General features: G+C 59.4%; 9 protein-coding genes. 5 read left to right on the forward strand and 4 right to left on the reverse strand.

Annotated features, from left to right (window positions below; genetic code table 11):
* The first annotated feature begins 13 nt into the window (after positions 1 to 13).
* From BLQ41_RS22625 to BLQ41_RS22635, 3 genes are all read left to right on the forward strand, one after another.
* Positions 14 to 772 (forward strand): PIG-L deacetylase family protein, encoded by a 759-nt coding sequence (locus BLQ41_RS22625; protein ID WP_090184591.1) that lies wholly within the window; start codon positions 14 to 16, stop codon positions 770 to 772.
* A gap of 119 nt (positions 773 to 891) precedes the next feature.
* The gene (locus BLQ41_RS22630; RefSeq protein ID WP_090184594.1) at positions 892 to 1,692 is read left to right on the forward strand and encodes an endonuclease/exonuclease/phosphatase family protein; all 801 of its coding nucleotides are present in this window, start codon (positions 892 to 894) and stop codon (positions 1,690 to 1,692) included.
* Between the two features lie 444 nt (positions 1,693 to 2,136).
* Positions 2,137 to 3,210 (forward strand): autotransporter domain-containing protein, encoded by a 1,074-nt coding sequence (locus BLQ41_RS22635; protein WP_090184598.1) that lies wholly within the window; start codon positions 2,137 to 2,139, stop codon positions 3,208 to 3,210.
* Between the two features lie 229 nt (positions 3,211 to 3,439).
* Here BLQ41_RS22635 and glgB read toward each other — a convergent pair whose 3' ends face one another.
* From glgB to BLQ41_RS22650, 3 genes are all read right to left on the reverse strand, one after another.
* Positions 3,440 to 5,671, reverse strand: a complete 2,232-nt coding sequence (gene glgB / locus BLQ41_RS22640; protein WP_090184601.1) for a 1,4-alpha-glucan branching protein GlgB — start codon at positions 5,669 to 5,671, stop codon at positions 3,440 to 3,442.
* A 2-nt stretch (positions 5,672 to 5,673) separates the two neighbouring features.
* Complete coding sequence (treS, locus tag BLQ41_RS22645; RefSeq protein ID WP_090184604.1) at positions 5,674 to 9,015, reverse strand: maltose alpha-D-glucosyltransferase; 3,342 nt, start codon at positions 9,013 to 9,015, stop codon at positions 5,674 to 5,676.
* A 218-nt stretch (positions 9,016 to 9,233) separates the two neighbouring features.
* Positions 9,234 to 11,231, reverse strand: a complete 1,998-nt coding sequence (locus BLQ41_RS22650; RefSeq protein WP_090184606.1) for an alpha-1,4-glucan--maltose-1-phosphate maltosyltransferase — start codon at positions 11,229 to 11,231, stop codon at positions 9,234 to 9,236.
* Between the two features lie 207 nt (positions 11,232 to 11,438).
* Between BLQ41_RS22650 and BLQ41_RS30730 the strand changes: the two genes are divergently transcribed.
* A complete protein-coding gene (locus BLQ41_RS30730; protein WP_167360501.1) occupies positions 11,439 to 11,603 on the forward strand; it encodes a hypothetical protein in 165 nt (54 codons plus the stop codon).
* Positions 11,604 to 11,757: 154 nt separating this feature from the next.
* Here the strand turns inward: BLQ41_RS30730 and BLQ41_RS22655 are convergent, their stop codons facing one another.
* A complete protein-coding gene (locus BLQ41_RS22655; protein ID WP_090184609.1) occupies positions 11,758 to 12,261 on the reverse strand; it encodes an MgtC/SapB family protein in 504 nt (167 codons plus the stop codon).
* Between the two features lie 123 nt (positions 12,262 to 12,384).
* Between BLQ41_RS22655 and BLQ41_RS22660 the strand changes: the two genes are divergently transcribed.
* The gene (locus BLQ41_RS22660) at positions 12,385 to 12,618 is read left to right on the forward strand and encodes a DUF3203 family protein (protein WP_090184612.1); all 234 of its coding nucleotides are present in this window, start codon (positions 12,385 to 12,387) and stop codon (positions 12,616 to 12,618) included.
* Positions 12,619 to 12,731 lie beyond the last annotated feature (113 nt).

Consider the following 12,731-nt stretch of genomic DNA (forward strand, 5'->3'; position numbering starts at 1 on the left):
AGGACGTAGCCCGATGAAACCCGTTTCCATCATCGAAAGCAGCCTGCCAGGACAGATCTGGAACAGCGCCCTGCAACTGGACAACATCCCCGTCATCAACACCCAGACCCTGATTCCCGTCGGCGCGCGCGCCGTGGTCATCGCGCCGCACCCCGGCGATGAAGTGGTCATGTGCGGCGGGCTGCTTCAGTTGTTGTCCACCCTTGGACATCCCCTGCAATTGATCTCCATCACCGACGGCAGCGCCAGTCACCCCGGTTCGCAACAATGGTCGGAGAAGCGCCTGAGCGTGTTTCGCGGCCAGGAAAGCGTCGAAGCCTTGCGCCGCCTCGGCTTGCCGATGCACAGCCTGAAATGGATTCGCGGCGGCTTCACCGATAACGCCCTGGCCGAGCGGGAGACTCAACTGACCCAATTCATCGCCCGTTATCTGCGTCCCGGCGACGCGGTGTTCAGCACCTGGCGCGAAGACGGCACCAGCGACCATGACGCCGTCGGCCGCGCCAGCGCCAATGCGGCAAGCATGGTCGGCGCGACGTTCAACGAAGTACCGGTCTGGGCCTGGCACTGGCCGAGTCGCGATCAAGGGCTGATGCCGTGGCACCGTGCCCGCAAACTGCGCCTCGACACCTGGACCGTCGCGCGCAAAAGCCACGCCACCCATGCCTACGCCAGTCAACTCGACGGCGAACCCGCCCTCGGCATTGCGCCGCTGCTGCCCCGGGTGATTCTCGAACGCATGCGCTTGCCTTACGAAATCGTCTTCGTCTGACAGCACCTTCTCACCGGCTGTTACTTGCTGTCGGGAAGACCGCTGGCGACCAATCACTCTGAACTGCCTGGCGCTGCATCAGTCGCATAGAGATGCAGCCCAGATTCAGAGGAGTGACCGTGACCAGCGATTCCGAGCAGCGAGCCGTCGAATCCGCGCCCTTGAACACGCCCTCGGCGATTCATCGATTGCGGGTTCTGACCGTCAACACACACAAGGGATTTACCGCCCTCAACCGGCGTTTCATCCTTCCCGAACTGCGAGAAGCCGTGCGCAGTACCTCGGCGGACCTGGTGTTCCTGCAGGAAGTGGTCGGTGAACACGAGCGCCATTCTTCCCGCTACAACGACTGGCCACAGACCTCGCAATACGAGTTCCTGGCCGACAGCATGTGGAGCGATTTCGCCTATGGGCGCAACGCCGTTTATCCCAATGGCCATCACGGCAACGCGTTGCTGTCCAAATACCCGATCCGCGAACACCGCAACCTCGACGTCTCGATCACCGGCCCCGAACGACGTGGTTTATTGCACTGCGTCCTGGATGTGCCGGGGCACGTTGAAGTTCACGCCATCTGCGTTCACCTGAGCCTGCTGGAAAGCCATCGCCAGTTGCAGCTCCAATTGCTCTGCCAACTGCTCGAATCCCTGCCCGACGACGCACCCGTGATCATTGCCGGCGACTTCAACGACTGGCAGTTGCATGGCAACACCGCCCTCGCCCGTCGCGATTACCTGCACGAAGCGTTCGAACGCCACAATGGCCGACCGGCGAAAACCTACCCGGCGCGGTTTCCACTGTTGCGCCTGGACCGGATCTATCTGCGTAACGCCAGTAGCCATAACCCGCGCATCCTTGGTCATCGTCCGTGGACACATTTGTCGGACCATTTGCCATTGGCGGTAGAAGTGCACCTCTGAGTCCTCGTTGAACTGCAGTCGCCACGTGAGCCTTGCCCGGACTTAAGGTGAAGAGTCCGGGCTGCGGCAGAATTGACAGCAAAGAACCACGGGCAGATTGGTAAAGACCCGAGGACTGAAACACCGATTGTCGGCTGTTCGAGACCTCTGGCTCGCGGTTCGCACGATGAATTTTCGTACAAACAAGAACTTAGATAAGCACCGAAAAACAATTAGTTGCGACCCCTGATTTAGGCATACCACTCATCGTCCATTTTCTTGACGCAATGCCTGGGGTCTTCTTAGCTTCACGTTACTACCCCCGGAAATACCACCAGGGGCAACCCAAAGACACCCGCGAAATCGGGCGGCCAGCGGCTTGCCTCAATCCATTCGGTCGCCCCTCATTCGGGGTAGGAGAGACGCCAAAGCGAGATACGGCATGCGATTGCAAGGTAGACCTCCATGAAAACTTCATTCACCCGACAAGAGATCAAAGTTACTTTTTGCACTGTCTCCAGCTCACTGCTGTTGTGCTCATCCCTCGAAGTTCAGGCGGGCCCCGCCGAGGATGACTCCACACCCTGGTATCGCCAGGATGTTCCGGTCCTGAGCTTGCCCGCCACCTCGCTCTCCGCGCTCTACCCCGGCCACTTCAGCGCCGGCTCCGATACCCGAAGCTCACACCTGACCATCGAAGACGCCGCTCCAGCGGCGTGGGATCAGGTGTATGGACAGGCGTCACGCCAAGCGCAAACCGATTTTATGGCTCAGGATTTTTCCGTCCCCGGCAGTTCCGAACTCAAAGGACCGGCGATCCTGACCCTGCAAAGCGATAACGGCCATTCCCAGCAGATCGGGCTGATCGGCGGCATAACGTTCGTACAAGGCAACAACAACAGACTGTTCACCAGCCGGGCGCTGTCCGACCCTGCCAATGACACCCTTAACCTTCAAGGCCAGAGCTTCGGCGCCTACTGGAGCCTGACGGGCCAACAAGGCTGGCATGTGGATTTGACCGCCAGTGGTGGCCGTGTCAACGGCTACAGCCGCAACGACCAGGGTCAGCGGCAGGCGACTGAAGGCAGCGCGGTGACGTTGTCGGTGGAAGGCGGTTACCCGATCGGTCTGGGCGATAACTGGGTGGTCGAACCGCAAGCACAGTTGATCAACCAGCGCATCACGCTCGATACGCCTTATGCAGGCTCGGACAATGTGTCGTCGACAGATGTGACGTCCTGGAGCGGCCGGGTCGGCGCACGCTTGAAAGGTAGCTACGATCTCCATGGCCTGCCGGTCGAGCCCTATGTGCGGACCAACTTGTGGCACACCGTTTATACCGGCAATACCGTGACCCTCGATCAAGTCGACAAAATCAGCAGCAGTCGCAATTCATCGACCGTTGACGTGGGCTTGGGGCTGGTGGCGCGGGTTACGCCTGCGGTGAGCCTGTACGTCAGCGCCGATTACAGCAGTGTCGTGGACGAAAATGATTTGAACGGGCTGATTGCGAGTCTGGGTGTGCGGATGCGTTGGTGAGGGGCAGGTTTCGAGAAATGTGGTGCTTGGGCTGGTGCCATCGCTAGCAGGCTAGCTCCCACAATTGGATTTGTGTAAGGCATGAGATCAATGGGTGGGGCAGTTTTAAGAAATGTGTTGCCTGGGCGGACGCCATCGCTAGCAGGCTAGCTCCCACAGTGGATTTGTGTCGTACACAGAACCGGTGTGGGAGTGAGCCTGCTCGCGATGGGCGCGACGCGGCTTTAGATCAGCCTTCCGGGCGCAGAATCAATACCGCCAGTGGCGGCAAATTCAACACCAGCGAAAGCGGTTGCCCGTGGCTCGGCTCTTCTTCAGTGAACGCGCCGCCGCTGTTGCCGTAATTGGAACCGGCATACATCGCGGCATCGCTGTTGATCACCTCGCTCCAGCGTCCGGCAATCGGCACGCCAATGCGATAGGCCTCACGCGGCACCGGCGTGAAGTTCGCCACCACCAGCGCCGGCCGGCCATCCTTGCTCCAACGCATGAATGCGTAGACGCTGTTGATTGCGTCGTCGCCAATCAACCACTGGAAGCCTTGCGGCGCATCGTCCTGCTCATGCATCGCCGGTTCTTCGCGGTACAAGCGATTGAGGTCGCCGACCAGCTTCTGCACACCTTTGTGCTCCGAGTACTGCAGCAAGTACCAGTCCAGTTGCTGATCGTGATTCCACTCGCGCCACTGACCGAATTCGCAACCCATGAACAACAGTTTCTTGCCCGGATGCGCCCACATGAAACTCAGATAGGCACGCAGGTTGGCGAATTTCTGCCAGCGATCGCCGGGCATCTTGTCGATCAGCGAGTGCTTGCCGTGCACCACTTCATCGTGGGAAATCGGCAGGATGAAACGCTCGGACCAGGCATACACCAGGCCGAAACTCAGCTCGTTGTGATGATGGGCGCGGTATACCGGGTCTTGCTGGATGTAATGCAGCGAATCGTGCATCCAGCCCATGTTCCATTTGTAGTCGAAACCCAGGCCACCCTGTTGCGTGCTCTGGCTCACGCCGGGCCACGCGGTGGATTCTTCGGCAATCACCATTGCGCCGGGGGCTTCGAGGTTGACCACATCGTTGAGGTGGCGCAGGAAGTCGATGGCTTCGAGGTTCTCGCGACCGCCATGACGGTTCGGCACCCACTCGCCGGCCTTGCGCGAGTAATCGCGATAAAGCATCGAGGCCACGGCATCGACCCGCAAGCCGTCGATGTGGAAATGCTTGAGCCAGTGCAGCGCCGAAGCCAGCATGTAGCCGTGCACTTCGGTGCGGCCGAGGTTGTAGATCAGCGTGTCCCAATCCTGATGGAAACCTTCCATCGGGTTGCCATATTCGTACAGCGCGGTGCCATCGAATTGCGCCAGGCCATGAGTGTCGGTAGGGAAATGCGCCGGCACCCAATCGAGGATCACACCAATGTCGGCCAAGTGGCAGGCGTTGACGAAGGCTGCGAAGTCATCCGGCGAACCATAACGAGCGCTTGGGGCGAATTGCGACAGCAGCTGATATCCCCACGAACCGCCGAACGGGTGTTCCATGATCGGCATCAGTTCGATGTGGGTGAATCCCAGCTCCTTCACGTACGGAATCAACCGTTCGCCAAGTTCATGCCAAGTGTACTGGCGGGCCACTTCGCCCAGATCATCCAGCTCGCACTGCCAGGAGCCGGCGTGCAATTCGTAGATCGACAGCGGCGCACTCGGACGTGAGCGCTCCACACGCGACTCCATCCAGGCCTGATCCTGCCAGTCGACGGTCAACGGCGATGCGACTTTCGAGGCCGTGTCCGGCGGCAGTGAGGTGGCCAGGGCCATCGGATCTGCCTTGAGCGGCAGGATGCCGTTGGCGCCCAGGATCTCGTACTTGTAGGCCTCCCCGGCCTGCATGCGCGGAATGAACAGCTCCCAGACCCCGGTCGGATGACGCAGGCGCATCGGATGGCGGCGACCGTCCCAATTGTTGAAGTCGCCCACCACCGACACGCGCTTGGCGTTCGGCGCCCACACGGCGAAACGCACGCCATCGACACCGTCGACGTTCTTCAGCTGCGCGCCTAGGCACGCGCTCAGGTCGCGGTGATTGCCTTCGGCGAACAGATACAAGTCCATCTCGCCAAGCAACGCGCCGAAGCTGTAGGGGTCTTCAGAGACCTGCTCGCCGCCCGCCCAACGGGTTCGCAGCATGTACGGCTGAGCCCGGTCGAAATGCCCGACAAACAGGCCCGGCGTCTGCGTGGCCTCAAGGATACCGAGCTCTTCGCCGGTGTCCTTGGCCAGTACGTGCACGCTGAGCGCGTCCGGCAGGTAAGCACGAATGAATTGCCCACCGGCGCCATCGCCGTGGGGGCCAAGAATTGCAAAGGGGTCGTGATGTTCAGCGCGCACCAGCGCGTCGATATCCCGCGATCTGGGCAGCAGCGCCTCTTTAGCGTGACCCTGTTCCTTGTTCGAGAAACTCATAACTACTCTCCACCAAGATCGGAAAAGGGTTTAAGCCCACTCAATAATCCAAACAATCCATGCAATGGCACCGGCAACCAAGTGGGGCGATTTTCAGCCTCATACGCCACCTCATAGGCCGCCTTCTCCAGACCGAACAACGCCAGCGAGGCGTCCTCGCCTTCCGGATCTTGCCATGCATGAGCAAGACTAGCTGCCGCCAGCCGATAAGCGTCGACAAATGCCAGTTTTGCATCATTCAAATAACGGTCGGCTACCCGTTGACGTGCCGCACGGGCTTCGACGGTGTTGTCGACGTTTTGCACATTGATCGCCATCGCCGCGGCGTAATCGAAGGAGCGCAACACACCGCTCACATCTTTATAGGGGCTGTGCTTGCCGCGTCGTTCGCTCAACGGCCGCGCCGGTTCACCCTCAAAGTCGATCAAGTAAGCGTCGCCCTTGATCACCAGCACTTGCCCCAGGTGCAAATCACCGTGGACACGAATACGCAAACCACCCACTGCTTTTTTGCCCAGCTCCTGAACATGGCTGAGGATGGTTTTTTTGTTGTCCAGTAAACGACTGACCAAGGTTTTGTCCGCAGGGTTCAGTTCGTTTTGATGCTCTTTGAGCAGTTTCAGCGCGTGTTCCACCTGCGCCGCCACGTCCTTGGCCGAAGCCAGAGCCTCTTTTTGCGTGGTGACTTGCGGAGCGAATTCCCGGTTGTCGGTAGGCGCAGCCAGCACCTGGTGCATCTCACCGAGTCGTTGGCCGAGCATGCCGGCGAAGTCCTTGAGCTCGCCCAGCGCGTTGTAATGCTGCTCCTGCTCCGACATGGCATCGGCCAGTTCATCGCGCAGCGCCCGTTCGAGGTTGTTCTGGGTCCATTCCCAGGCATCACCCTGATTACTCAGATAACCTTGGGCAATCATCAGCAAATTGTCTTCACCGTTTGCATCGCGGCGAATCACCGAGCCCAGCAGCGGCGAGATGTTGGCGAACCCGGCCTGGGTCAGATAGGCGCTCATCTCCAATTCCGGGTGCACGCCCGTGGCGATTTTACGGATCAGCTTGAGCACCATGCTTTTGCCCACCACCACCGAACTGTTGGATTGCTCGGCAGACAGGTAGCGCACTTCCGACTCGGCCGTCAGGCCCAGCTTGCTCAGCTCGGCGGTCGGCTCGAAGCGGATCTCGCCGCCATCCGACGGCAATACGGTGCTGTCTTGCATGCCCAGCACCACCGCGCGGATAAAACTTTCCAGGCTGAACGCATCGGTGATCAAGCCCACTTGCGGCCCGCGACGCACCCGTGACAGCGCCAGTTGCTGCGGCAGTGCCGGTCCGACCTGATCATCAGCGATGAAGCCGAACGGCAGTTGATAGCGGCTGGTCTGGCCACCACTGGTGACCTCGATCTCGCTCAGCAACACCGGATGCTGCGCATCACCGAAGCGCACGCCGTAAGCGAGGTTGACCTTCTCGATGGCTGCATCCTTGCCGGCAAACCAGCGACGGTTCTGCAACCAGTTAGGCAAGATGCTTTGCTCCAGCGTGCCGCGTGACGGCGCTTCGAGCAGTTCTTCCATGCGTTTCTTCAACACCAGGGTGGTGAAATCCGGCAGGCTTTGTGCCGGTTCAACGTGCCAGCTAGGCATTTGATTCTCCGCAGCGAGTCCGAACCAATAGAAACCGTAAGGCGCCAGGGTCAGCAGGAAATTCAGCTGACCAATTGGCGGGAAAGCATTACCGCCAAGCATCTCCACCGGCACCATCCCGACATAAGCCGACAGGTCCAGCTCCGCCGCTTGCGCGCTACGCGACACGTTGGCCACGCAGAGGATGATTTCGTGCTTGCCGTCCGGCCCGGTGAATTCCCGGGTGTAGGCCAGAATCCGCCGGTTGGTCGGCGAAAGCATTTTCAGGGTGCCGCGACCGAACGCCTTGGATTGCTTGCGCACCGCGAGCATGCGCCGCGTCCAGTTCAGCAGTGAATGCGGATCGCCGGCCTGGGTTTCGACGTTGACCGACAGGTAGCCGTATTGCGGGTCCATGATCGGCGGCAACACCAGGCTGGCCGGGTCGGCGCGGGAGAAGCCGCCGTTACGGTCGATCGACCACTGCATCGGCGTGCGTACGCCGTCGCGGTCACCGAGGTAGATGTTGTCGCCCATGCCGATTTCATCGCCGTAATACATCGTCGGCGTGCCAGGCATCGATAGCAGCAAGCTGTTGAGCAATTCCACACGACGACGATCGCGCTCCATCAACGGAGCCAGGCGACGGCGAATGCCCAGGTTAATCCGCGCCCGACGGTCGGCCGCGTAGTAATTCCACAGGTAATCGCGCTCTTTGTCGGTGACCATTTCCAGGGTCAGCTCATCGTGGTTGCGCAGGAAAATCGCCCACTGGCAGTTGGCTGGAATTTCCGGGGTCTGACGCAGGATGTCGGTGATCGGGAAGCGATCTTCCTGGGCCAGCGCCATGTACATGCGCGGCATCAACGGGAAGTGAAAGGCCATGTGGCATTCATCGCCGTTCAGGCCTTTCTTATCGGTGTCACCGAAATACAGCTGGGTGTCTTCCGGCCACTGATTGGCCTCGGCCAGCAGCATGCGGTCGGGGTAATTGGCGTCGATTTCGGCACGGATCTGCTTGAGGACGTCGTGGGTCTCTGGCAGGTTTTCGTTGTTGGTGCCGTCGCGTTCGATCAGGTACGGAATGGCGTCCAGCCGCAAGCCGTCGATGCCCATGTCGAGCCAGTAGCGCATCACCGACAGCACGGCTTTCATGACTTGCGGGTTGTCGAAATTCAGGTCCGGCTGGTGGGAGTAGAAGCGGTGCCAGAAATACTGGCCGGCGACCGGGTCCCAGGTCCAGTTGGACTTCTCGGTGTCGAGAAAGATGATGCGGGTGCCGTCGTATTTTTGATCGTCATCGGACCAGACATAGAAGTCCCGCGCCGCCGAACCGGGTTTGGCCTTACGGGCGCGCTGGAACCAGGCGTGTTGGTCGGAGGTGTGGTTGATGACCAGCTCGGTGATCACCCGCAGCCCGCGTTTGTGGGCCTCGGAGATGAACCGCTTGGCGTCGGCCAGGGTGCCGTAGTCAGGATGCACGCCACGGTATTCGGCAATGTCGTAACCATCGTCGCGCCGTGGCGAGGGATAGAACGGCAACAGCCAGATGGTGTTGACGCCCAGGTCGGCAATGTAATCGAGTTTGGCGATAAGACCGGGAAAGTCGCCGATCCCGTCATTGTTGGAGTCGAAAAAAGACTTAACGTGAACCTGGTAAATCACCGCATCCTTGTACCAGAGCGGGTCTTTGATAAAGGTGGCAGCCTTGGGTTTCTTCGCCATTTGAAACTCCTGTTGAATTCGGATAGCCACACCTGCTGAACCTCGAAAACCGCACACCCCACTGTAGGAGCTGACGAGTGAAACGAGGCTGCGATCTTTTGATCGTGATCTTCAGCGCCTGCAGAGGCGCCAAAGATCAAAAGATCGCAGCCTCGTTTCACTCGTCAGCTCCTACAGGTGATTCATCTGTCAGCACGTGTGTCGTTACAGCGATGCCTTTAAGAAATGGTGATGCGCCAGATGCCGAATGGCTGATGAGCGGGGTCGATCCGCATGAACTGATACTTGCCGTGCCAGGTCCAGCGGTGGCCGCTCATCAAGTCTTCGCCCTGGGTGATGGCGTCGTCCGGCAAGCCCATTTCCCACAGCGGCAACTCGAAGTTCGCCTCCTGCACGTTATGCGGATCGAGGCTGACGGCCACCAGAATGAAGTTGCTGCCGTCCGCACTGCGCTTGCCGAAATACAGGATGTTGTCGTTCCACGCGTTGTAGACCTTCAAGCCCAGGTGCGTGTGCAGCGCCGGATTCTGTCGGCGGATGCGGTTGAGCTGGGCGATCTCGGCAATGATGTTGCCGGGGGCATTGAAGTCCCGAGGGCGAATCTCGTACTTCTCGGAATTGAGGTATTCCTCCTTGCCTGGTACCGGCGCGGCCTCACACAGTTCAAAGCCCGAATACATGCCCCACAAGCCGGAGCCCATGGTGGCCAGCGCAGCACGAATGAGAAAACCGGCACGGCCGGACTCATGCAGAAATGCCGGGTTGATGTCCGGGGTATTGACGAAGAAGTTCGGCCGGTAGCATTCGCGCCATGGCGACTCATTGAGCTCGGTGAAATAGGTCGCCAGCTCTGTCTTGGTATTGCGCCAGGTGAAGTAGGTGTAGCTCTGGGAATAACCCACCTTGCCCAATCGCGCCATCATCGCCGGGGTGGTAAAGGCTTCGGCGAGGAAAATCACCTCGGGGTACAACGCCCGCACATCGGCGATCAACCATTGCCAGAACGGCAGCGGTTTGGTGTGAGGGTTGTCCACGCGAAAGATCTTCACACCCTCTTCGACCCAACCGACAACGATGTCACGCAATTCGACCCACAAACTGGGAATCGCGTCGGTGGCATAGAAGTCGACGTTGACGATGTCCTGGTATTTCTTCGGTGGGTTCTCGGCGTATTTGATCGTGCCGTCCGGGCGCCAGTTAAACCAGCCCGGATGCTGCTTGAGCCATGGATGGTCCTGGGAACACTGGATGGCGAAGTCCAGGGCGATTTCCAGCCCGTGGCCAGCCGCCGCCGCGACCAATCGGCGGAAGTCTTCACGGGTGCCGAGTTCGGAATGAATCGCCTCGTGCCCGCCCTCCTCGCTGCCAATGGCATACGGGCTACCCGGATCATCGGGGCCGGCAGTCAGGGAATTGTTCGGGCCTTTACGGAAGCTGCGGCCAATCGGGTGGATCGGCGGGAAATACAGCACGTCGAAACCCATGTCCTGGATCATCGCCAGCCGCGAGTGCACGTCATTGAAGGTGCCGTGGCGCGCTGGGTCGTCAGTGATCGAGCGCGGAAACAGCTCATACCAACTGGCGAACTGGGCCAGTTCTCGCTCGACATCCACCGGGTACTCGGGGCTGAGGCTCAAGTACGCGCGATGATCGGCCTGCGCCATCAGGTCGGCGCTATGTTGGTGCAGAAACAGCGCAACCTGCTCGGCTTCGAGCAGACCGGACAATTCATGGTGCAACGCCGCCAGCTCTTCGCTCAGCGGCCCTTCGGAACGCTCAGCCGCGTGCTGAACCTGATGCCGCCCTTCCTGCAACTCCAGGCTGATGGGCACACCGGCCACGTGCTTTTTCTCGATTTCATAACAGAAGCTGGCGTACTGATCGATCCAGGCTTCGATGCAAAACACATAGCGACCCTGTTGCTCAACACGGAACTGGCCTTGCCAGCCGTTATTGCCCAGCTCAGTCATGGTCTCGCTGTGCCAGACATCGTCACCATCGGCCTGCCAGCGCACCCTGACGGCCAGTTTGTCGTGACCGTCGGCGAACACTTTGCTGGTCACCACGACGTCTTGCCCCACCACCGCTTTGACGGCGAATTGGCCTCCATCGAGGGTCGGCATGACGTTTTCAATGGCAATGCGCGGCAGCAATAACGCCTGCGACAGCGGCATGTGCGGGTTGTAGTTCAACTCAGTCGGTTTTTCAGCAGTCATCGAGCATCTCTCCTTTACGCCCCATGGACGCTCATGTGTCTGGTTGTCATTCACACGCAATTATCTGCTCCGGAATGAACTCACTTAGGTTCCGAGCGACAGGCGCGGGGAAAAGTTCACGCCCATTTTCCGGGAATCAAATCCGTGACCTGTGGGTCAACAAACTTAAGCACGACTTACGCCATGTACCACAAGGAGGCTTCAATCATGAGTATCCCGATCCCCGCCGAGACACCGGATCCGAACATCGACCAGCCGACCATCCCGCCGACGGACCCGGCACCGGTCCCCGAACAAGAGCCACCGGGAACCACGCCACCGCCCCGGGAAGACCCTCCGGACACCATGCCGCCGGTAATCGTCAAACCCTGAACCGTAAAACTGGTCGGACTGGTCGGACTGGTCGGACTGTAGGAGCTGTCGAGTGAAACGAGGCTGCGATCTTTTGATCTTGTTTTTTTAAATATCAAAGTCAAAAGATCGCAGCCTCGTTTCACTCGACAGCTCCTACACAGCTCCTACAGTCCTATGGTTGGTCCTGATCTTTATCGAGCATTTTCACGACCTTGGGCATCACACTGAAAATCGCCAGCGCGAGCAACGTACTGAAAACCGCCGTCGCCTCGCGCCCCAAGCCGGCCGACACCCCGATCGCCGCCGTCATCCACAATCCGGCGGCGGTGGTCAGGCCTTTGACGTGGCCCTCATCCCCCTCCTGGTTTTTCAGGATAGTGCCAGCGCCGAGAAAACCTATCCCGGCGATCACGCCCTGCACCACCCGACTCATCGCATCAGCCTGGGACCCCGACATCTGCGGCACCAGTACAAACAATGCCGCGCCCAATGCCACCAGCATGTGCGTGCGAACCCCGGCAGCCTTGCCCTTTTGCTCACGCTCAAACCCAAGAATGCCGCCCAGCAACGCAGCGATCAGCAACCGTACGGTGATGCGCGTCAGTTGCGACGCATCGCCAATGTCGGCGAACTCCTCTTGCAGCGTTACCCAAACCTCATGCCACCAAGCGTTCATGGTGCAAATCCTTGTGATTGCTCGTTAGAGCATGGACCGCACCGACCATTAATCGGTTGCACCGAACGATGATCGCCGGCTGTGCCCTAACACTGTAGAACCCACAGAGAAAAGGACACCTTCATGACTGTGCGCATCGAAAACCAGACGTGCTTTTTCACCACCGAAAATGGTGAAGAGATTCGCTTGTGCCCCGACGTCACCATCATCACTGACTCGGATAAAGCCATGTCCGCGGTTGAAATCAACGGCCAGCGCGTTTACATCACCGAAGCAGAAGCCGACGCATTGACCGTAGCAGGCGCCGTGGACGGTCGTAAGCATTTGAAGGCCACCGACAGTGATTCGGTGATTTGACTGATCCGGATCAACACCCCTCGCAGGCGACTGATACAGGCGCCTGCGTCCTGCTGAACCGGGTGCGTCAAGTTGTCGCAGGCAGCGCATCAGCCCCATCTGATCCGCTTTTT

The organism is Pseudomonas arsenicoxydans (assembly GCF_900103875.1).
Classification (GTDB): Bacteria; Pseudomonadota; Gammaproteobacteria; order Pseudomonadales; family Pseudomonadaceae; genus Aquipseudomonas; species Aquipseudomonas arsenicoxydans.